Annotated in this window: 14 protein-coding genes and 2 pseudogenes; 9 read left to right on the top strand and 7 right to left on the bottom strand. The window is 64.2% G+C overall.

What is annotated here, in order from left to right; translation table 11 throughout:
• Positions 1-59 precede the first annotated feature (59 nt).
• Positions 60-1,199: an amidohydrolase/deacetylase family metallohydrolase gene (locus G6P99_RS29505; protein ID WP_029081509.1), complete on the top strand. Its 1,140-nt coding sequence runs from the start codon at positions 60-62 to the stop codon at positions 1,197-1,199.
• A gap of 1,051 nt (positions 1,200-2,250) precedes the next feature.
• On the opposite strand, the gene G6P99_RS29500 is transcribed toward G6P99_RS29505, so the two are convergent.
• Positions 2,251-3,471 carry an ABC transporter substrate-binding protein gene (locus G6P99_RS29500; protein WP_165124380.1) on the bottom strand — a complete coding sequence of 407 codons (1,221 nt, stop codon included), beginning with the start codon at positions 3,469-3,471 and terminating at the stop codon, positions 2,251-2,253.
• Positions 3,472-3,669: 198 nt separating this feature from the next.
• Positions 3,670-4,427: pseudogene (locus G6P99_RS29495) on the bottom strand (IS5 family transposase).
• Between the two features lie 566 nt (positions 4,428-4,993).
• Between G6P99_RS29495 and G6P99_RS29490 the strand changes: the two are divergent.
• Positions 4,994-7,003 (top strand): annotated as a pseudogene (locus G6P99_RS29490) (SPFH domain-containing protein).
• 62 nt (positions 7,004-7,065) lie between these two features.
• Here the strand turns inward: G6P99_RS29490 and G6P99_RS29485 are convergent.
• Complete coding sequence (locus G6P99_RS29485) at positions 7,066-8,676, bottom strand: ABC transporter substrate-binding protein (RefSeq protein ID WP_029080103.1); 1,611 nt, start codon at positions 8,674-8,676, stop codon at positions 7,066-7,068.
• 357 nt (positions 8,677-9,033) lie between these two features.
• Between G6P99_RS29485 and G6P99_RS29480 the strand changes: the two genes are divergently transcribed.
• The 4 genes from G6P99_RS29480 to coaA all read left to right on the top strand — a co-directional run bounded on the left by G6P99_RS29480 (position 9,034) and on the right by coaA (position 13,699).
• A complete protein-coding gene (locus G6P99_RS29480; RefSeq protein ID WP_029080104.1) occupies positions 9,034-9,894 on the top strand; it encodes an FAD binding domain-containing protein in 861 nt (286 codons plus the stop codon).
• A 4-nt stretch (positions 9,895-9,898) separates the two neighbouring features.
• Complete coding sequence (locus G6P99_RS29475; protein ID WP_029080105.1) at positions 9,899-10,381, top strand: (2Fe-2S)-binding protein; 483 nt, start codon at positions 9,899-9,901, stop codon at positions 10,379-10,381.
• On the top strand, positions 10,378-12,636 hold the full coding sequence (locus tag G6P99_RS29470) for a xanthine dehydrogenase family protein molybdopterin-binding subunit (RefSeq protein WP_029080106.1): 2,259 nt from the start codon (positions 10,378-10,380) through the stop codon (positions 12,634-12,636). Before G6P99_RS29475 ends, G6P99_RS29470 begins: the two co-directional genes overlap by 4 nt.
• 130 nt (positions 12,637-12,766) lie before the next feature.
• Complete coding sequence (coaA, locus tag G6P99_RS29465; RefSeq protein WP_029080107.1) at positions 12,767-13,699, top strand: type I pantothenate kinase; 933 nt, start codon at positions 12,767-12,769, stop codon at positions 13,697-13,699.
• A gap of 100 nt (positions 13,700-13,799) precedes the next feature.
• On the opposite strand, the gene G6P99_RS29460 is transcribed toward coaA, so the two are convergent.
• The gene (locus G6P99_RS29460) at positions 13,800-14,744 is read right to left on the bottom strand and encodes an ornithine cyclodeaminase family protein (RefSeq protein ID WP_029080108.1); all 945 of its coding nucleotides are present in this window, start codon (positions 14,742-14,744) and stop codon (positions 13,800-13,802) included.
• A gap of 178 nt (positions 14,745-14,922) precedes the next feature.
• On the opposite strand from G6P99_RS29460, the gene G6P99_RS29455 reads away from it, so the two are divergent.
• Positions 14,923-15,663, top strand: a complete 741-nt coding sequence (locus G6P99_RS29455) for a DUF4239 domain-containing protein (RefSeq protein ID WP_029080109.1) — start codon at positions 14,923-14,925, stop codon at positions 15,661-15,663.
• A 203-nt stretch (positions 15,664-15,866) separates the two neighbouring features.
• On the top strand, positions 15,867-16,253 hold the full coding sequence (locus G6P99_RS29450) for a hypothetical protein (protein ID WP_029080110.1): 387 nt from the start codon (positions 15,867-15,869) through the stop codon (positions 16,251-16,253).
• A 123-nt stretch (positions 16,254-16,376) separates the two neighbouring features.
• Here the strand turns inward: G6P99_RS29450 and G6P99_RS29445 are convergent, their stop codons facing one another.
• Complete coding sequence (locus tag G6P99_RS29445; RefSeq protein WP_029080111.1) at positions 16,377-16,958, bottom strand: HdeD family acid-resistance protein; 582 nt, start codon at positions 16,956-16,958, stop codon at positions 16,377-16,379.
• A 247-nt stretch (positions 16,959-17,205) separates the two neighbouring features.
• Between G6P99_RS29445 and G6P99_RS29440 the strand changes: the two genes are divergently transcribed.
• Entirely contained in the window at positions 17,206-17,427 is a 222-nt protein-coding gene (locus G6P99_RS29440) for a dodecin (RefSeq protein ID WP_029080112.1), read from the top strand.
• Positions 17,428-18,095: 668 nt separating this feature from the next.
• Here the strand turns inward: G6P99_RS29440 and G6P99_RS29435 are convergent.
• Both G6P99_RS29435 and G6P99_RS29430 read right to left on the bottom strand, forming a co-directional pair.
• Complete coding sequence (locus G6P99_RS29435; RefSeq protein WP_029080113.1) at positions 18,096-18,656, bottom strand: GNAT family N-acetyltransferase; 561 nt, start codon at positions 18,654-18,656, stop codon at positions 18,096-18,098.
• 18 nt (positions 18,657-18,674) lie between these two features.
• Positions 18,675-21,032 (bottom strand): Orn/Lys/Arg decarboxylase N-terminal domain-containing protein, encoded by a 2,358-nt coding sequence (locus tag G6P99_RS29430; RefSeq protein ID WP_029080114.1) that lies wholly within the window; start codon positions 21,030-21,032, stop codon positions 18,675-18,677.
• Positions 21,033-21,060: the final 28 nt, after the last annotated feature.

Raw genomic sequence — 21,060 nt, 5'->3', positions numbered from 1 at the left:
GCCGCTTGCAGGCACCGGCGATCTCGACCATCGTGCCGGACTGGAATCCGGAGATGACGATGCCTTTCGATTTGATTCTGCGCGGCGGACGCGTGATCGATCCGTCGCAAAAGCTCGATGCCGTGACTGACGTGGCGTTCTCGGGCGGCAAGGTTGCTGCGGTTGGACAGCGGCTTGTCGCCGATCCCGCAACCGACGTGCGTGATGTCTCCGGCTTGATCGTGACGCCCGGGATCATCGACCTGCACACCCATGTCTATTGGGGCGGCACCTCGCTCGGCATCGACGCGGAGGAATTCTGCCGCAACTGCGGCGTCACCACCTCGGTCGATACCGGCAGCGCCGGCCCCGGAAATTTTGCCGGCTTCCGCAAGCATGTCATCGAGCCGAGCCAGGTCCGCATCCTCGCCTATCTGCATGTTTCGCATGCCGGCATCTTCGGCTTCTCGGACCGGGTGATGGTCGGCGAGAGCGAGGAGTTGCGGCTGATGAACCCGGTCGACGCCGCCCGCGTCGCCGATGAGAACCGCGACCTGATCGTCGGCATCAAGGTGCGGGTCGGTCTGTTCGCCTCGGGCACTTCGGGGCTGGTGCCGCTCGAGATCGCGCTGGAGGTTGCGGAACAGGTCGGCATGCCGCTGATGGCGCATATCGACCACCCGCCGCCGAGCTATGAGGAGGTGCTGGCGCGCCTGCGCCCTGGCGATGTGCTGACCCATGCGTTCCGTCCGTTCCCCAACACGCCCGCGACCGCGCAAGGCACGGTGAAGAAGGTGGTGCTGGAGGCGCGCGAGCGCGGCGTGCTGTTCGACATCGGCCACGGCAAGGGCTCGTTCGCCTTCAAGACCGCGCGCGCGATGCTCGCCAACGGCTTTTACCCCGACACCATCTCCTCCGACATCCATCAGCTCTGCATCGACGGCCCGGCGTTCGACCAGGTGACGACGATGTCGAAGTTCCTCTGCATGGGGATGCCGCTGCCGGACGTGATCGCTGCGTCCACAGTCGATGCCGCGATGGCATTGCGGCGTCCGGAGCTCGGCAGCCTCAAGCCGGGCAGCGTCGGCGACGCCACGCTGATCTCGATCAGGGAAGGGCAGTTCGACTATGTCGACGTCGTCGGCGAGCACCTGACGGGCGATCGCAAGATCGCATCCGAAGGCGTCGTGATCGGCGGACGCTGGTGGCATCCGAGATAGGGCGCGTACTCATAAAACCCGAGTCCGCTGTCGTCAAAATGGCGACATCGAAGCCGGTCGGTTGTGGGCCAAGATCAGACACGGCAACGGCTTTGGGCCAGGTGTCCGCATGATCCTCGGCAACCATGTCAATGGCGGCCATCGGTAGAAATCCCTTTGACCCTCAGTGGCCAGGTTCGGATATTTCGGCTAGTTGAGTATGCGTGGTAACGCAATTGGGACGGGATGTCCGTCCTCCAGAGGACATGGTCATGAGATTGTCGTCGAGGCTTGTCGCGCCCTCCGCTGTCGCTTTCTTCTCAACTGTCTTGCTGTGTGGCCCGGCAGCGTCGCAAACACCAACAGGCTCCGCCAACCCGCTTCCCGGCATCACGGTCGATGCGCCGAAGGAGGCAGCAAGGCCAAATAGGCCGAAGCAGGCGGAACACACAGTGGCATCTCGCCGGACATCGTCAACCCGTCAAGCGCCATCGGCAACCGCTCAACCGTCAACCGCTCGAACGCCATCGCCAGCGCCAGATTCAATATTGGGGAGGATTGCCAGGCTGGAGAAAGTCGCCAGCAATTGCAACGGTGGTTGTGAATCAAGCCTCCCACACGGCAAAGACCCTTGGGTTGGATGTAGCGAGTCGGCGGGCGGACAAGCACATGGGCCTTTCTCGTCAACGTGCAGAGACAACCTCACCTACAAATCCTACGTAGACTGCGTCGAGACCAAAGTGTTCTTGGGCGATTACCGAAATAGAGCCTACTGGGTTTGCAGCAGCCTGGACGCCGCCGGGAAGTTTCGAGTCGCCGAACTCAAGCGACCAAGACATTCGCGCTAAAGCATGATCCGGAAAAGCGCGAAGCGGTTTTCCCTCGCGACAAACGCGGAACGCGTTTGCGCGGAGATCATGCTTGAACAAAGAGCTAAAGCGCGATGACGATTCAACCCAATCTCATCGCGCTTTAAGGCGTTTTCGAGCGGAGTGGACACCGGCTCGCGTGAAGAAAACGCGTCAAAACAACAAGCTGGAGTATTGGCTCTGATTCAATCAGAACCGATACTCTAGTCGGCGACGATCGGCCCGAACGGCTCCCATCGTTCGCCGGTGAAGCGCATCATCCGGAACTCCTTGATCACGCGATAGTCGGTGCGGCTGGTATTGATGGCAAGACCCGGCAGCAGCAGATCGAGCTTCACATTCTTCAGGCTGGCGGCCTGGCGCATGATGTTGTCGCGCGAGACGTCGTCGCCGCATTGCTGCAGCACATGCACCAGCAGCTCGGCGGCGCTATAGCCGTAGACCGTGAAGAGGCTCTTCCTGTCGCCGTCCGGATAATAGGAGTCCATGAATGCGCGCCAGTTCTTCATGCCCGCATCGTCAGCCCAGGTCGGGTCGGCAGCCTCCTTGAACGAGCTCGCCGAGATCAGCCCTTTGGCATGCTCTATTCCAGCCGGCACCAGCACCGCGTCGATCGAGGACGAACCGACGCCGAGCAAATGTAGCGGTTGCCAGCCGAGCTCGGCCGTTTTGCGGATGGCCTGGGCGGCGAATTTCGGCGAGGCCATGTCGATCAGCACGTCGACCGCTGGGGCCTTGAGCCGGACCACCTGCGAGTCGATGGTCGGGTCCGTCGCATCATACGGGGCTTCGGACGCAAGCATGTCCGGCGCCCGCGCGCCGAGCGCGTCCTTGAGCCCCGCGAGATATTCCTTTCCGCTCTCGTCATTTTGGTAGAGCAGGCCGATCCTGGCGTTCGGATAATTGTCGAGAATGAACCGCGCATAGATGCGGATTTCGGTCCGCAGGTTCGGCGCGAATCCCATGGTCCAGGGAAAGCCGACCGGATCCTCGAACCGCGTGGCGCGCCCACCCGCGAACAGCTGCGGGATATGGCGGTCGTTGAGATACTTCTGCACCGCGATGTTCGAGGCGTTACCGACGCCCTGGAACGTGAACAGGACCTCGTCGCGCTCGACCAGTTTGCGAACCTGCTCGACCGTCTTGGCCGGCGTTGCCGCATCGTCATAGGAGATCAGGTTGATCCGGCGGCCGTTGATGCCGCCGCCGTCGTTGATCATCCGGAAGTAGGCGGCCTGCACCTTGCCGATGACGGAGAAGGCCGACACCGGGCCGCTATAGGGCATCGTCTGTCCGATCTTGATCTCGGCATCGCCGGCGCCGGGGTCGTATTTGCGGCCTTCGGCGTATACGTCGGCCGCAGCGAACAGAGCGAGGCCGATGACCGCAACTCCGATTGCCGGTCTCCACCGGTTCTTAGGCATCGCGTGGCTCCAGGGTCGGCGGTCATGAAGACGAGTCAGCAAGCGCACCGGGTTGTGGCAGGCGTGGTACGACCGTCGACCAGAGCGGAATGACTTTTCTTCGAACCGTCATCCCGCTCTAGCTCTTTGATTTGAGCATGATCTTTTCGGAAAACCGCTACACACTTTTCCGGATCATGCTCTAGGTGGCGTGGACACTTATCGCATCCATAGAACGATGGCTGCGAGAGTGACGACGGCAAGGTAATTTCGGGCGGTTTTTTCGAAGCGGGTTGCGACGCGACGGACTGCTTGAGTTTGCTGAAGCAGCATTCCACGAGATGGCGCTGGGCATGGAGATGCTTGTCGAGCGGATGTTTGAGTGCCCGCGACGGGTTGTTGGGGATGACGGCGAGTGCCCCTTTGGCTGCGATGGCTTGGCGCAAATGATCGGCGTCGTAGGCCGTATCAGCCATAACGACCTCGGCAGGCAATCCCTCGATCAGTTCGGCAGCTTGCGGCGCGTCGCCCTTCTGGCCTGCGGTCAGCGTGAACCGCACCGGGCATCCCAGGCCTCGGACGGCCAGATGTATCTTGGTGCTCAGACCGCCGCGCGAGCGGCCGAGCGCTTGATCTTCAGACCCCCTTTTTTCGCTCCGGCGGCGTGCTGATGCGCCCGGACGATGGTGGAGTCGACGATCAGATATTCGAAGTCCGGATCGTCCGACATCGCCTCGAAAATCCGTGCCCAAACTCCCTTGATGCTCCACCGGCTAAAGCGCCGGAACACGCCAGTCGCCGAACGCCTCCGGAAGGTCACGCCAGGGAGAGCCTGTACGCACGATCCAAAGTACGCCCTCCACAAACATCCGGTTGTCGCGTCCCGTTGAGCCCTTCTGGTCAGGCCGACCGATGATCAGCGGCGCCATCCGCTCCCACGCCGCATCGCTCAAAACCAACCGCTCCATCACACCCAAGACTGCCTCCCAAAAGCAGCTTTGAATCTGATTTGCTCCTAAAAAGGAATCCCTAGAGTCCACACCACCTAGGCGCCGGCTCTCGGCAGCCTGCTGCCGCGCAAGCATTTCCTCGTGGTAGAATCTGCGTGCTTCCATGCCGGCTCTCGCGACGCGCCGGTTCAGCGAACAGACTCCATAGCATTGGCACGCGCAGGCGGTCCCGCGATGTCGTTGGGCGTTTTGCCCGAAGCGGCGTGGAAATATTCCCGGCTGATCAACGAACCACGTTCCTGTAAAGGGGTGAGCTCATCGTCCGGGAAAGCGAGCCCTTTGCGCGCCATCGCCGTGTCAAGCGCGGCGCGCCGGCGCGCTGCGAACGATATGCAATCGCAGCAAATTGATCGCGCCAATCGATGTCACGCGACTCGATCGGCGGTTCATCCCGTCATCAAAAAAAGATTGGCCGAGCGAACAATATTCACCGCCTTGCGCGGATAAAGCCGCGCACCACATTTCCGCACCGCAATTCTTGGGTGCAGGTTTGGGCTCCCAAACCGCCCAGTTGCGAATTGTGGAGATGGACTATGGACTTCCTCGGTTTTCTTAATGGTTCAGGTTTAACCCAGCCTGCCATTTGGATCGCTGCAGCGGTCGCATGTGTGATCCTGCTGCGCGTATCAAACGTGTTTCGCTACATTCCCAACAATCAGGTCGGTATCGTCGAAAAGCTGTGGTCGCTGAAGGGCTCGATCGACGACGGCTTCATCGCGCTGAACGGCGAGGCCGGCTACGAGCCCGAAGTGCTGCGCGGCGGCCTGCATGTGCTGTTTCCCTTCATGTACCGGATTCACCGCTCGGATCTCGTGACCGTCGGCCAGGGCAAGATCGCCTATGTGTTCGCGCGCGACGGCGCGGCGCTGGAGTCGTCGCAGGTGCTCGGTGCCAACGATACCGAGGACAAATCGGACTTCCAGGACGTGCGCCGCTTCCTGCTCGGCGACGGCCAGAAGGGCCCGCAGCGCAAGGTGCTGCGCGAGGGCACCTATGCGATCAACACCACCCAGTTCGCGATCATTACCGACGAGCGCGTCTACGGCCACGCGCTGAGCGAGCGTGAACGCGGCGTGCTCGAGGGTATGCAGCTCACGATCACCGAGCGCTGGGGCTTTGCGCCGGTGGTGCTGGCGGCCGATCACGATCTGGTCGGCATCGTCACCGTGCATGACGGCCCGTCGCTGCCTCCGGGCGAGATCATCGCGCCGGAGGTCGGCACCGAGCTGCGCGACGGTGAGACGTTCCACAACAACTTCCAGGAGCCCGAGAAATTCCTGCGCGGCGGCGGCTATCGCGGCCGGCAGCTGCAGGTGATCGTCGAGGGCACCTGGTACATCAACCGCCTGTTCGCGACCGTCGAGGCGGTGCCGAAGACGGTGATCCCGGTCGGCAATGTCGGCGTCGTGATCTTCTATACCGGCCCGCGCACCGACGACGTTTCGGGCGAGCAGTATCGCCACGGCGAGCTGGTGCTCAACGGCGGCCGTGGCGTCTGGAAGGACCCGCTGTTGCCGGGCAAATACGCCTTCAACACCTATGCCGGCAAGATCGAGATCATCCCGACCGTCAACTTCATCCTGAAATGGGTGCGCGGCGAGGTCGGTTCGATGAAGCTCGACTAGAACCTGTCGGAGATATCGCTGATCACCAAGGACGCGTTCGAGCCGACGCTGCCGCTCTCGGTGGTGATGCATATCGACTACAAGAAGGCGCCGATGATCATCCAGCGCTTCGGCGACGTGAAGAAGCTGGTCGAGCAGACGCTCGACCCGATGGTCAGCGCGTTCTTCAAGAACATCGCGCAGAAGATGACGCTGATCGAACTGCTGCAGAACCGCGCCGCGATCCAGGAGGAATCGGCGCGGCTGATGAAGGCGAAGTTCGAGGGCTATTCGCTCGACCTCCAGGAGGTCCTGATTGGCACGCCGCGCGCCGCCGCCGGCGACCACACCATCGAGAACATCCTGATCCAGCTGCGCTCGCGCCAGATCGCGCGCGAGCAGATCGAGACCTATCAGGAGCAGGAGAAGGCCGCGGTGCAGGAGCGCACGCTCAACGAGGCCAAGGCGACGGCGGCGGCGCAGTCGGCGCTGACGCAATCGCTGATCCAGGTCAAGGTCAACGAGAACGAGGGCGCGGCCGCGCTCGCCCGTGCGCAGAAGGATGCCGAAACGAGGAAGGTGACGGCGGCCGCGGTCGGCGAGCAGTCGCGGCTCGAAGGCCAGGGCGAGGCTGACCGGGTGCTTGCGGTCGGCACCGCCAACGCGCAGGCGACCAAGCTGTCGGTCGATGCCTATGGCGGGCCGGAGTACCGGCTGGCCGAGCAGAACTTCGCGAAGTTCGCCGACGCGCTGACCCGGATCAACCAGCCGCTGGTGCCGCAGTTCCTGATGTCGGGCGGCGCCGCGCAGGAGAACAGCAATGCAGGGTTGATTCCGACCGCGATGCTGAGCTCGATGTTCGGGCAGATGATGCCCGGCGCGCTGGAGAAGCTGAAGGACGAGGCGCCAAAGGCCGCGCGCCGGACCAACGGCCAGTGACGCGCAGGTACCTCTCCCCGTCGGGGAGAGGTGGGGCGGCGCGAAAAATCGCGCCGCCGGTTCTATTCGGTCTTGTCGACGTTCCAGAAGACCGGCGGCGCCGGACCGTCCAGCACGCCGGTCAGTGATTTGCGCCAGGCGCTCGGCATCCGGAACTGGCCGAGCGGGATATAGATCACCTGCTCATAGGCCTCCGTCTGGATGTCGACTGCGAGCTGCTTCTGGGCTTCAGGGGCGGTCGCGCGCGCGAAGGCGTCGCGCATCTGCTCGATCTTGGCGTTCTCCGGCCAGCCGAACCAGGCGCGCTTGCCGTTCGCGGCAATCTGGTTGTTGACGATCGGGTTCATCGTTTCGGTGGCGCCCGTGAAGGTGAAGAACATGTTCCAGCCGCCTTCCTTCGGCGGCTTCTGGCTGGCGCGGCGGCTGACCACGGTCTGCCAGTCCGTCACCTGCGCGTCGACGTTGAAGCCGGCCGCGCGCAACAGCTGCGCCGCGACGGTCGGCGGTCCCTTCAGCGTCTGCACGTCGCCGGGGATCATGATCACGACCGGCGTGCCGTCATAGCCCGAGGCGGCGAGCGCCTTTTTGGCCTCGGCCATGCCGTTGCCCTTGATCAGCGTCTCCGCGCCGGCGTCGCTAGCGAGCGGCGTGTCGCAGGCAAAAAAGGCCCCGCAGATCTCGTAATATTTGGAATTGCCGACGGTGGCGTCGAGCACGTCCTTCTGGTTCATCGCCAGGAACGCGGCGCGGCGGATCTTGGGGTTGTCGAACGGCGGGTGCAGGAAATTCATCCGGCCTTCGATCTGGAAGCCGAACTTGTTCAGCACGGCCACGGTCAGGTCGGGATTGGTCTCGAGCACCGGCACCATGTCGATCGACGGCTGCTCCAGGAAATCGATGTCGCCGGATTGCAGCGCGTTGATCGCGGTCTGTGCGTCGGGCATCGTGATCCAGTCGACGCGATCGACCTTCGCCACCTTGCCGCCGGAGGTCCATTCCGGCTTCTCCTTGCGCGGCACGTAATCGGCGTTGCGCTCGTAGACCGCCTTGACGCCCGGCTGGAATTCGGCGGTCAAGAACTTGAACGGGCCGGAGCCGATCTGTTCGGCGATCTGGTTGCCCGGCTGCGTTTCGGCGAGCCGCTTCGGCATCATGAACGCGACATAGGAGGAAGGCTTTGCGATGCTCTCCAGCACCAGGCCATACGGCTCCTTCAGCTTGAGCACGATGGTCCTGGGTCCGGCAGCCTCGAGCGCCGCCGTGAAGTCCATCAGCTTCTGTCCCGTGCCGTCATTGGTGGCCCAGCGCTTCAGCGAGGCGATGCAGTCCTCCGCCGTGACAGGCGCGCCGTCGTGCCATTTCAGTCCGTCGCGCAGCGTAAAGGTGTAGGTGAGCCTGTCGTCGGAGATCGTCCACTCCGCCATCTGCGGCCGGACCTTGAAGCTCGCATCGATGCCGAGCAGCGTGTCGTAGACCATGTAGCCATGGTCGCGGGTGATGTAGGCGGTGGTGAAGCCGGGATCGATGATGCGCAGGTCCGAATGCATCACCGCGGTGATGGTCTTGCCCTTGGCCGCGGCGATCGCGCGCGATGGGAGGATGGCCGGGACCGCGATTGCCGGCGGCACGCTGGCCGCGAGCTTGAGGAGCGTTCTGCGCGAAACATCGACCATTCGCCGTCTCCCGATTTGTCGTTGCGCCGGCACGCATGCCACAGCGGCCGGCATGCTTCACCAATCCGCTGCTCAACGCAAGCAAGCCCCATGCCGCCCGTCTCGGATGCGCACAAGCCGGGTTCGCCGGGGCTTTGGACGTGAACGTTCCATGACCGCCGCTTCGGCGCGGGCTGCGCCGGGGCCGCGCAAGCGCGCATCCTGCATAGGAGCCTGCGCTTTCCACCGCACCTCGACGGCTGTTCGGAGCGTGCTCTGCCGTGTAGGCTTGCGATCTGCTGGCCAGCAATAAGGCCACACGCCCGCGAATTATGGGAACAAGCAGCCGAGGGAGTCCAGAAAAGCCACATGACCGATATCCGATACGTAGCACCGCGCACGCTTGATGAAGCGATTGGCGCATTTGCTGCCGCCGGGAGTGCCGCCCGCATTATGGCAGGCGGTACCGACTTATTGGTGCAAATGCGCGCCGGCCTGGTGCGGCCGGGATTGATCGTCGACATCAAGAAGATCGGCGAGATGACCGAGATTACTGAGGCCGCCGATGGCGGTTTCCGCGTGGGTGCTGCCGTCTCCGGCATGGAGCTCGCCGAGCACGCACGCTTCGGCAAGGTCTGGCCCGGCGTGCTCGAGGCCGTGAACCTGATCGGCTCCAAGCAGGTGCAGGGCCGCGCATCCGCCGGCGGCAATCTCTGCAACGGCTCGCCGGCCGGCGACAGCGTGCCGGCGATGATCGCGGCGGGCGCAATCGTCACGGTGCAGGGCCCGAATGGCCGCCGCGAGATCAAGGTCGAGGACGTGCCGGCCGGGCCGGGACGGACCAACCTCAAGCCGGGCGAGATCCTCGTCAGTTTTGCGCTGCCGCCGCGGCCTGCGGGCTCCGGCGACGCTTACCTGCGGATGATCCCGCGCACCGAGATGGATATCGCGGTGGTCGGCATCGGCGTCAGCCTGACCTTGAAGGACGGCGTTTGCACTGCGGCCCGCATCGGCCTCGGCGCGGTGGCGCCGACTGTGCTGCTGGTTGAACCGGCAGCAAAGGCGCTGATCGGCTCGAAACTCGACGCTACAGCGCTGGAGGCCGCCGCCGCTGCATGCCGTGCCGCCTGCCGTCCGATCGACGACAAGCGCGGCACCATCGCCTATCGCATCAAGACCGCCGGCGTGCTGCTCAAGCGCACCGCCGCGATCGCCGCCCAGCGCGCCGGAGGACACTAGCACCATGGCGAAACTGCACGTCACCACCTCGGTCAACGGCGAGCCGGTCGAATTCCTGTGCGAGCCCTATGAGACCATGCTCGACGCCTTGCGCGGGCAATTGGCGCTGACCGGCTCCAAGGAGGGCTGCGCCTCCGGCGATTGCGGCGCCTGCTCGATTACGCTCGACGGCCGCCTGGTCTGCTCCTGCCTGATGCTCGCGGCCGAGGCCGAGGGCCATGAAATCAGGACCATCGAGGGCATGGCCAAGGGCGGCGAGCTGCATCCCCTGCAGCAGAAATTCCTCGAGCATGCCGCGCTCCAGTGCGGCATCTGCACCTCGGGGATGCTGGTCGCCTCCGAGGCGCTGCTCGCCAGGAATTCCAATCCAACCGAAGACGAAGTCCGCTTCTGGCTTGCCGGCAATCTCTGCCGGTGCACCGGTTACGACAAGATCGTCCGCGCGGTGATGGAGACCGCGGCTGAAATGCGGGAGACTGCTCGATGAACGTCGTCAACAACAAATGGATCGGCCAGCGCACCATCAGGCCCGATGGCGTCGACAAGGTGACGGGCCGCGCGGCGTTTGCGGCCGACACCACCATGCCCGGCATGATCTGGGGCAAGGTGCTGCGCAGCCCGCATCCGCATGCCCGGATCAGGTCGATCAACACCGCGAAGGCGGAGCGGCTACCCGGCGTCAAGGCGGTCGTCACCTCGCGCGACATCGTCGACTTCGGAATCGAGAAGGGCGCCGTGATGCTCGGCATCCAGGACATGCGCTGGATGTGCCGCAACGTGATGGCGCGCGACAAGGCGCTGTTCCCCGGCCATCCCGTCGCCGCCGTCGCCGCGACCACGGAAGCGATCGCAGCCGAAGCCTGCCAGCTGATCGAGGTCGATTACGAGGTGTTGCCCTGGGCGATCGAGATCGACGACGCGATGAAGCCTGATGCGCCGATCCTGCACGAGTTCAACAAATTCGACGGCAAGCCCTCGAACATCATGGGCCGGATCGAATCCAAAAAGGGCGATATCGCGCAAGGCTTCAAGGACGCCGATGTTGTGATCGAGCGCTCCTTCACCACGCGCCCGGTGCACCAGGGCTATATCGAGCCCCATGCCTGCCTGATCTCGGTTGCCGCCGACGGCAAGACCACGATCTGGTCGTCGAGCCAGGGCCAGTTCATGGTGCGTGCGATGACCTCGATGCTGACCGGCATCCCGCAGAACGATATCCGCGCCATCCCCGCCGAGATCGGCGGCGGTTTTGGCGGCAAGACCATCGTCTATCTCGAGCCGCTCGCGACAATGCTTGCCAAGAAGTCCGGCCGCCCGGTCAAGATGGTGATGACGCGCGAGGAGGTGATGCGCGCCACCGGACCGACCTCGGGCTCCAAGAGCACGGTCAGGATCGGCGCGAACAAGGATGGCACCATCGTCGCCGCCCACGGCAGCTTCTACCTGCAGGCCGGCGCCTTCCCGGGCTCGCCGATCCGCGGCGCGGTCGGTTGCAGCTTTGCGCCCTACGAAATTCCGCATGTGCTGTCGGAAGGGTTTGACGTCTGCTCCAACCGCTCCAAGGTCGCGGCCTATCGCGCGCCAGGCGCGCCGATCGGCGCCTATGCGGTGGAATGCGTGCTCGACGAGCTTGCCGAGGCGCTGAAGATGGATCCGCTGGAGCTGCGGCTGAAGAACGCGGCGAAGGAAGGCACCAAGGCGGCGCACGGCCCGGTGTTCCCGCGCATCGGCTATATCGAGACGCTGGAAGCCGCCAGGAACCATCCGCATTACGCCGCGCCGCTCGGCAAATATCAGGGCAGGGGTGTCGCGAGCGGCTTCTGGTTTAATGCCGGCGGCGAGTCCTCCGCGCAGGTCAACATCACCGAGGACGGCAACGTCGTCGTCACGACGGGGCATCCCGATATCGGCGGCTCGCGCGCCGGTATCGCCAACATCTGCGCCGAGCTGCTCGGCATCGACTACAAGCGGATCTCCGTCATCATCGGCGACACCCAGACGGTCGGCTTCTCCAACCTCACCGGCGGCAGCCGCGTGCTGTTTGCCTCCGCAATGGTGGTGACGCAGGCAGCCGACAAGGTGATCGCGACCTTGCGCGAGCGCGCGGCAAAAATCTGGGAGATCGATCCTGAAGCCGTGAAGTGGGAGAACGGCGCCGCGCATCCGGTGAGCCCGAATGCCGGCCAGTTCGAGCCGTTGACGCTCGCGGATCTTGCCGAGAAGGCGCCGTCGCAGGGCGGCCCGATCGGCGCCAGCGTGCAGCTCAACACGCAAGGAGCCGAAGGCGGCTTCGGCACGCATATCTGCGACGTCGAGGTCGATGTCGATCTCGGCATCGTCAGGGTGATCCGCTACACCGCCGTGCAGGATGTCGGCCGCGCCGTGCATCCGAGCTATGTCGAGGGCCAGCTGCAAGGCGGCGTCGCGCAGGGCATCGGCTGGGCGCTGAACGAGGAGTACATCTACAACAAGGACGGCAAGGTCGATAATCCGGGCTTCCTCGATTATCGCATGCCCGTCTGCTCCGACTTGCCGATGCTCGATTGCGCACTCGTCGAGGTGCCGAACCCGAAGCATCCGCAGGGCGTCAAGGGCGTCGGCGAAGTGCCGCTGGTGCCGGTGATGGCCGCCGTCGCCAACGCCGTGCACAACGCGCTGGGCAAACGCTTCTACAGCCTGCCGATGTCGCCACCGAAAGTCTCGGCGGCACTCGATGCGCCGACGCAGCAGGCCGCGGAGTAGGGAGCGTAGGGCGGGTTACGCTAACCGTAACCCGCCCTACGATTCCGTTCCGAACAACGGCCATTGACGTCTCCGGCTTCGCCTCGGCAAGATCGCCGGGATGCATCAAGCTCACCCTGAACGGATGAGAATGGCCCACCCCGACGAGCTCTCCGCCTATATGGTGTTCGGCCGCGGCGATTGGGCGGCCTTGCGCGCCAGCACGTCGCTGACGCTGTCGGACGCTGATCTCGCGGCGCTGCGCGGCTTGAACGAGCCGATCAATGCTGCCGAAGTTGCCGATGTCTATCTGCCGCTCACCCGCCTCTTGAACCTGCATTTCGCGGCGGCGCGCAACCTCGCGCAGGTCAAGGCGGAGTTTCTCGGCCGGCCGGCGCGCGCTTCGCCCTACATTGTCGCGCTGGCCGGCAGCGTCGGCGTCGGCAAGAGCACCTTTGCCCGCGTGCTGTGCGCGCTGCTGGCGCGCTGGGCGGATCATCCGCGGGTCGAGCTGGTGACCACCGACGGCTTCCTGCATGCCAACGCCGTGCTGGAGGAACGCGGCCTGATGCGGCGCAAGGGCTTTCCCGAGAGTTACGACCTGCCGCGGATGCTGCGGTTTCTCGCTGCCGTCAAAGCGGGCGAACGCGAGCTCGAGCTGCCCCTCTACTCGCATCTGATCGGCGATATCGTGCCGTCGGAACGTCAGGTCATCCAGCAGCCGGACATCCTGGTGTTCGAGGGCCTCAATGTGCTGCTGGCGCGCGGTACGGCGCCGGTGGTGGTGTCGGATTTCTTCGACTTCTCGATCTACCTCGATGCCGACGAGGCCGACATCCAGACCTGGTATGTCGAGCGCTTCCTCAGATTGCAGCCGACGGCGTTCCGGAACCCCGCCTCCTATTTCCACCATTACCGGGACCTGCCGCCCGGCGACGCGCGCGAGGTCGCGGAGCGGCTGTGGCGCGAGCATCACCGCGCCAATCTGCGCGAGAACATCCACCCGACGCGGACCCGCGCCGATGTCGTGCTGCGCAAGCGCGCCGACCATTCGATCGGTGAGATCTGGTTGCGGGAGACGTAGGAGTGTAGGGCGGGTTAGGCGAAGCCATAACCCGCCATTGCTCCGTTACGTCGAGTTGCGGCGGGTTACGCTTCGCTAACCTGCCCTACGGCAGCGATGCTTACCGCAACTCCTTCCCCAACTGACGAAACACCGTCTCGCAGGTCATCAAATCCAGATGCCCGCCGCCGGCGTTCTTGAAGAAGGTGATGTCGTCGGCTAAGAGCCGGCCTTTGACCGCACCGCTCGCGAGGTCGTAGTGGTCGCCGAGCACGTCGCTCTCCTTGATCGCGCCGCTCTTGATCGGCTGCAGGATGTCGCCGACGCCGTCGAAGGCGGACTCCCGACGGTCGACGAACACGCGTGAACGGCGCGCCGCCTCGTCGTCGGATTCCCGGGTCTCCGGGGTAAAGCCGCCGACCAGATCGAGATGGGTGCCGGGCCGCAAATTGGCGCCCTTGACCAGCGGCTCGCGCGAACGGGTGCAGGTGGTGATGATGTCGGCCTCGCGAGTTGCGGCGTCGAGGTCGGTGACAACATCGGCGGCGATGCCGTCGGCCTCCAGCAGCGTCGCCAGCTCTTGCGCGCGCTCCACGGTCCGGTTCCAGATCCGCACCCGCTTCAGCTGCGGCCGCACCGTGCGGTGCCCGCGCACCAGCCAGTGCGCCATCTCGCCGGCGCCGACAACCAGCAGCGTCTCGGCATCGGGCCGGGCGAGATGTTTGGCCCCCAGCGCGGAATCCGCGGCGGTCTTCCAATGGGTGATCTCGGCGGCGTCCATCACCGCGAGCGGCCGCCCGTCATCGCCGTCGAACAGCACGCAGACCGCCTGCACGGTCGGCAGTTTGCCATGCGCGAGGTTGCCCGGAAAGCTGGTGTACAGCTTGGTCATCATGAAGCGGCCGGCATCGACCGCGCTGCGGGTGACCAGCTGCTGGCCCTTGTCGTCGCCGAGATAGCCGTCCCTTACCGCTATCTTCGGCCGCCGGTGCGCGGCCTCGATCGCCTCGATCAGGATCGGAAAGGTCAGGACGCGGTTGACCTCGTTGTCGTCGACAATATGCACGTGTTGCTCTCCCAGGGCGCCCTTGCGCTCCGCCCAGGCGCGACCGGCGCGCCAAAAACCGGTCTGGACTGGATAGCGTGTGGGCAAGGTTAGTCAACAAGGCCAGTCAACCGGACATGCGCCGCCGCCCGTCACTTGCTATCCTGCTGACTGATTCTCTCGCAGGTCTTTGCAAGCCGTGGTTGCAGTCGTCGTCGCTATCCTGATTTTCATGCTGTTGAGCGGCGCCGCGCTTGGGACCATGGCGATCCATGCCCGGCTCAAGGACCATCATCGCAGCGACGAGACCAACACCTCGGTGCGTCTGGTCGCGACGCTGTTCGTCACCATGCCGTCGCTGCTGCTCGGGCTGATGATGAACAGCGCCGCCAACACCTATGTGGCGGTCGACCGCAACCTGCATGTGTTCGCCACCGACATCATCCTGCTCGACCGTGGCCTGCGGCCGCTCGGCCCCAGCGCCGACGAGCCGCGCCGCCGGCTGCTCGCCTATGTCGAGCAGGTGCTCAAGGACGTGCCGATCTCGCGGGCGAGCGAGGTGTCCGAACATCTGCTCGACGAGGTCGGCACCAGCCTCCGCGAGCTGCGCTTCGACGACGAGCAGAAGGTCGCGCTGTGGAACGACGCAAGGTCGGTCTACCGGCAGGCGGTGCAGCAGCGCTGGACCTTCGTCGAGCAGTCCGACGGTTCGTTCCCGTCGCCGCTGATCTGCATCCTGGTCGGGTGGCTGACACTGATGTTCGCGACGCTCGGCTTCCGCGCGCCGCGCAACGCTGTGGTGATCGCGACCTACATCGCCGCCGCGGCGCTGATCTCGGCCGCGATCTACCTGATCCTCGAAATGAGCACGCCGTTCTCCGGCCCGATCCAGCTCTCCGACCGCCCGCTGGTGCGCGCCGCCGAGGAGATCAGGCGGTAGAGCGTTTTCGAGCGAAGTGGATACCGGTTCGCGTGAAGAAAACGCGTCAAACAGGAAGCTAGCGGTATCGGCACGCGCTCTCGGCTTTATTCCGCTCACGTCCTTCGCGCGGCCGAAAATTCTTCGCGCACCGCAAGCGGAATATGGTGCGGCGTCGGGCGTCCTTACGCATGCAAGCCATTTGCATTCGAAAAGGAGACATCATGAAGACATCGATCTCGCTCGCACTCGCCACCGCCATGTCGTTCGCGCTCGCGTCCGCCGCCTTTGCCGCGCCGCCGACCAAGACCGGCACGACGGCAAAGGGCTCGGTGCTGACCGACGCCAAGGGGATGACGCTCTACACCTTCGACAAGGACGCTGACGGCAAGTCGGCCTGCAACGGCCCGTGCGCGGCCAATTGGCCGGTGCTGAAGGCGGAAGCCAGCGACAAGGCCGAAGGTGGCTACACCATCATCTCGCGTGACGACGGCTCCAAGCAGTGGGCCTACAAGGGCAAGCCGCTCTATACCTTCGCCAAGGACCAGAAGGCCGGCGACATCACCGGCGACGGCTTTCTCAACGGCGCCTGGCACCTCGCGCAGCCCTGAGGATTTTTGCAGGTTCGTCGGGCGGGTTAGCGCAAGCGTAACCCGCCCTCTCTCCGCGCGTGAGATTTTGTGGCGGGTTACGCTATCGCCAACCCGTCCTAAGATCTGACGCGAAGAGGGTGCCTACGTCCTGCTCTTCAGCGCCATGCCCATGCTGATCCAGCTGACGCCGGCGCAGATCAAATCGACGCTGAGGAAGATGCCGAGCACGTAAAGGCTCGACACCGGCCAGCGCGCCAGGATCATGGCGCCGAGCACCAGCGTGATCAGGCCGGAGATCGCGACCATTCCCCACGGCGCCGCCGAGTTCATGCCGAAGGCGAGGAAGATGCGGACGATGCCGGAGACGACCAGCGCGATGCCGAGGAACAGCGTCAGCGTCGCCGCGGCGAGCAGGGGGTTCTCGAAGGTGATGAAGCCCGCCACGACATAGAGCGCGCCGAGCAGCAGCCAGAACAGGAACTTGCCCCACGATTTGAACTGGAACGCGTTGACGATCTCGGTGGCGCCCGCGACGATCATCATGATGCCGACGAACAGCACGCTGACGACGGTGGCGAAGAATACGCTGCCGAAGGCGAGCACGCCTGCGATCAGATAGATCACGCCGAGGGCGACGATCCAGCCCCACTTCGCGCGAAGGTTGGCAAGCCCGGATCCGAGGCTGTGAGGAGGTGTAGCGGGTGAGCTGGAGGCGGTGGACATCGTATCGCTCCCGAATGCTGAACCAAAACCATGCTACCATAGGTGAAGGCGCGGACAAGGTCAGGTGCCCGGGGTGGCACGAAATGCATGGTGGCACCAAAGCCGACCGGAGACGTTGATTCAAATCAATCGATGTGTTGCCGCGCAGCATTCGTCGGTTTGACGACGAGAGGTCCGCATCGGACAACGGACTGTCCGGATCGGAGAGCAGATTGTCCGGATCGCGCATCCACCCAAGGAGGTCGACATGCCCACCACGCACGACATGGATCACACCTACAAAATCCTGGAACTGGTCGGATCATCGGACAAGAGCATCGAGGCAGCGATCGAGAACGCCGTCACCCGCGCGTCGAAGACGATCCGCGAGATGAAATGGTTCGAGGTGGTGCAGACGCGCGGCCATATCGAAGACAACAAGGTCCGGCACTATCAGGTGACGCTGCGGGTCGGCTTCACGCTGGAATAGGCGGCTTGTTCGCATGCAGTCCGTGGCTAGCGGTCCACGCAAAGCGTGGACCGCTGAACTGTATCGCTTTGCCATGAAGGTGAGGTGAGCACGCATCTCGGGCTCCCTCTCCCCTTGCGGGAGAGGGTGGGGAGAGGGGGGCCCGAATGCGGTGTTAGAGATTGAGTGGCGTTCCTTCAGCCATCGCGCTGGGCGGGTCGCGTGTTGTCTTCGTCCACCATCGGCAACGGGGCAAGTGGCACCCCTCTCCCTAACCCTCTCCCGCAAGGGGAGAGGGAACCCTTCCGTTAGTGCCTCCCTCACGCGCACAGAGCCCATGGGTGCGATCGGCACCCGGCTTTCCCTCTGTTCAAGAGGAGGCGAAACGAAGAGCAAAGCTCGGGCAAATCATGTCGCGAGAACGCGAAGCTGTATCGCCACCCACGCTGTCATCGCCCGGCTCGACCGGGCGATCCAGTACGCCGCGGCCTCTCGGCTCAAGCACGGACCTCTCTGGAATACTGGATCACCCGCATGCGCGGGTGATGACATCGCTGTTTGAAATGTAAACCGAGCCATCCCCGTCACTGCGAGGAGCGAAAGCGACGAAGCAATCCATCGCCCCGCATATGCCGAAGAATGGATTGCTTCGCTTCGCTCGCAATGACGCTGATAAAGCCTTGTCCCCATCACCTTCGCGACAGCGGTGCGGGCGGGGGCGGTGCGGTGGCGCCGGCGGCGAGCGAGCGCTGCACCATCACGGTGTCGGACCAGCGGCCGTAGCGATAGGCGACACCCGGCAAGTGCCCGACGCGGACGAAGCCGAAGCGGTCGTGCAGTGCCAGCGAAGCGGCGTTGTCAGCGTCGATGTAGCCGATCATCTGGCGGAAGCCGGCCGCGGCACAGGTGTCGACCAATTCCTGCAGCAGCCGCCCGCCGACGCCCTTGCCGGTGAATCGATGATGCACATAGATCGAATGCTTCACCGTGTAGCGATAGGCCGGGCGCTTGCGGAACTGCACGACATAGGCGTAGCCGACCACCTCGCCGTCGCACACGGCGACCAGATGCGGCAGGCGGGTGTTGCGCAGATTCTTGCGGCGGTCGCGCAGATCGTCGGGCTCGGGCGTGCCGGTATCGTCGACGCTCTCGTCGATGCCATGGCGGATATGGTGCCGATAGATCGACAGCATCGCGTCGACGTCGCTGTCGCGCGAGGGACGGACGGTGATCTTGTGATCATTCTCCATTGCGCTGCGTCCGTTCGCCTATTCGGACACGACATAGGTGTAGAAGCGGACGCGGCCGGAATCGTCGATCTCCTTGTAGATGCCCTGGACCTCGACCTCGAAGCCCGGAAACGCGTTGAAGCTCGCCTCGAACATCCGCAAGTAATCGATCATCGGCTTGCTGCGTTCCGACAGCCGCTCGCCGGGCACGATGGTGGCAATGCCGGGCGGGTAGACCACGAACGGCGTCGCGGCGATGCGGCCGAAAATCTGGTCGATCGGCAGGTAGTCGACGTCGTTGCGGATCAGATATTGCGCCGCCTCGCGCGGCGACATCGCGATCTCGGGGAGATGTTCGGGCAGGAATTGCTTGGCCTGCAGCGTGCTGACGCCGCCGTCCCGGAAGAAACGGTGCATGTCGCCGCAGAGGTCGCGCAGCCGAACCCCGGTGTAGCGTTGGGGGCGGCGACGGAAAAATTCGGGGATGACGTCCTCGACCAGCGCGTTGTCGTCGTGCAGCTTCTTGAAGGCGACGAGCCCGGACACCAGCGTGCCGGCCTTGCTGGCCTCGACACCAGGCGTGAGCAGGAAGAGCAGCGAGTTGAGGTCGTTCTTCTCGGCAACGATGCGGTTCTCGCGGAGATATTGCGCCACCACGGGGGCAGGGATGCCGTGGTCGGCATAGGCACCGGTGGCATGGTCAAAGCCGGGCGTCAGCAATGTGAGCTTGTTGGGGTCGGTCATGGCAAAGCCCGCCGTCAGCTCGGGGAAGCCGTGCCACGCCTCGCCGGGGTTGAGCTGCCAGTAGGACGGATTGGTCGCAAGCTGATCGGTCGAGATCGTCTCCCAGGCGACATTGTGCACGCCGTTCTCGCGCGCGACGTCCGGGATCATGACGCGATCGGGCACGAAAGGTTCGAAGAACCAGCGCCGCTCCGCGCGCGTCTCCTTCTCCTCGAACTCGCGCTTGACGGCACGGATCTTCTTGCGCAGCTCGATGCCGAGCCGGATCGTATCGTCCCACAACACTTCGCCGGAGCGGCCCTTCATCATCTGCGCGCCGACGTCGAGCGAGGCGAAGATGGGATAGAACGGCGAGGTCGAGGCGTGCTGCATGAAGCTTTCGTTGAAGCGGCGATGCTCGACGCGGCGCTTCTGGCCCTTGATGTGGCGGTCGCGGATGTGGATCTGCGAGGCCTGCGAGAAGCTCGCGAGCTGCTTGTGGGTCGATTGGGTGGCGATGATGCCGGGTGCCTCGGGGCCGAGATCCGACAGCCCCATCGCGAAGCGCCCGGAATAGATCGGGTGGAATTTCATGAAGCCGGCCCAGGCCTCGTCGAACAGGATGTAGTCGCAGAGATGGCCGATCCGCTTCAGGATCATCTCCGCAGAGTGGATGGTGCCGTCATAGGTGCACTGCTCGACCACGGCGACGCGGAACGGGCGTTCCTTCTTCCAGGCGTCCTCGTCCTTGACCAGCGGGTGCTTGCGGATGTGGTCGCGCAAGCTCCCCTCGTCGAGCAGGTCCCAGCGCATCGGGCCGATCAGGCCCCAGGCGTTGCGCACCGTCGGCACATAGACCGGGATGCCGCCGCCGATCAAAAGCGCGCCGTGATGCGCGGCCTTGTGGTTGTTGCGGTCGAACAGCACGAGGTCGCCGTCGGTGACCAGCGATCCCAGCGCGACCTTGTTGGAGGTCGAGGTGCCGTTGAGCACGAAATAGGTCTTCTCGGCGCCGAAGATCCGCGCCGCCTCCTTCTGCGCCTTCAGCGCCGGCCCCTCATGGGTGAGCAGGTCGCCAAGGTCGAGCACGGAATTGTCGAGGTCGTCGCGGAACACGGCTTCGCCGAGATGTTCGACGAACACGCGGCCGATCGGGCTGCGGCTGTAGAACACGCCCCCATTATGGCCCGGGCAGGTCCAGAGTTGGTTGCCTTCCTCGGCATAGTCGACCAGGGCGCCAAAGAACGGCGTCTTCAGGTTCTCGGCATACTGCTTGAGCCTGGAGATCAGGTTCTTGGCGATGAAGGGCGGGGTTTCCTCGGACAGGAACACATAGCCGTCGATGAAGTCGAGCACCTCGACCGGCAGATCCTCGAACCGCTTGCGGCGGATCAGCAGGATGATCGGGAAGTCGAGGCCGCGCCGGCGCATCAGGTTGATCAGCGCCGCGGTCTTGCCTTCAAGTCCCTTCTTGCCCCAGTCGACCACCATGCAGCCGATCGCGGCATCGGTCTGCACCGCGATCTCGGCGTCTTCCAGCTTGCGGGCGCGCACCACCTCGAAGCCGGAGCGCTCGATCTCGGCGATGATCTGGTTGAAGCGGATGCCCTCGAGGTCGTCGGCCTCGAACACCGGCGCGGCGAACAGGAAGTTGAAGCGTTTGAAATAGTCCATGCGTGTCCCCGAAACTCGTCAGCCGAAC

This window comes from Bradyrhizobium sp. 6(2017), assembly GCF_011058295.2.
GTDB classification, from domain to species: Bacteria; Pseudomonadota; Alphaproteobacteria; order Rhizobiales; family Xanthobacteraceae; genus Bradyrhizobium; species Bradyrhizobium septentrionale.
Note: the sequence above shows the minus strand (reverse complement) of the source record. Positions and strands in the feature narration are given on the sequence as shown.

What these genes read in the sequence shown, in the direction of transcription:
- G6P99_RS29505 (WP_029081509.1), top strand. Translation starts at nt 60, where the DNA reads ATGCCTTTCGATTTGATTCTGCGCGGCGGACGCGTGATCGATCCGTCG.
- G6P99_RS29500 (WP_165124380.1), bottom strand. Translation starts at nt 3,471, where the DNA reads ATGCCTAAGAACCGGTGGAGACCGGCAATCGGAGTTGCGGTCATCGGC.
- G6P99_RS29485 (WP_029080103.1), bottom strand. Translation starts at nt 8,676, where the DNA reads ATGGTCGATGTTTCGCGCAGAACGCTCCTCAAGCTCGCGGCCAGCGTG.
- G6P99_RS29475 (WP_029080105.1), top strand. Translation starts at nt 9,899, where the DNA reads ATGGCGAAACTGCACGTCACCACCTCGGTCAACGGCGAGCCGGTCGAA.
- G6P99_RS29470 (WP_029080106.1), top strand. Translation starts at nt 10,378, where the DNA reads ATGAACGTCGTCAACAACAAATGGATCGGCCAGCGCACCATCAGGCCC.
- coaA (WP_029080107.1), top strand. Translation starts at nt 12,767, where the DNA reads ATGGCCCACCCCGACGAGCTCTCCGCCTATATGGTGTTCGGCCGCGGC.
- G6P99_RS29450 (WP_029080110.1), top strand. Translation starts at nt 15,867, where the DNA reads ATGAAGACATCGATCTCGCTCGCACTCGCCACCGCCATGTCGTTCGCG.
- G6P99_RS29445 (WP_029080111.1), bottom strand. Translation starts at nt 16,958, where the DNA reads ATGTCCACCGCCTCCAGCTCACCCGCTACACCTCCTCACAGCCTCGGA.
- G6P99_RS29440 (WP_029080112.1), top strand. Translation starts at nt 17,206, where the DNA reads ATGCCCACCACGCACGACATGGATCACACCTACAAAATCCTGGAACTG.
- G6P99_RS29435 (WP_029080113.1), bottom strand. Translation starts at nt 18,656, where the DNA reads ATGGAGAATGATCACAAGATCACCGTCCGTCCCTCGCGCGACAGCGAC.
- G6P99_RS29430 (WP_029080114.1), bottom strand. Translation starts at nt 21,032, where the DNA reads ATGGACTATTTCAAACGCTTCAACTTCCTGTTCGCCGCGCCGGTGTTC.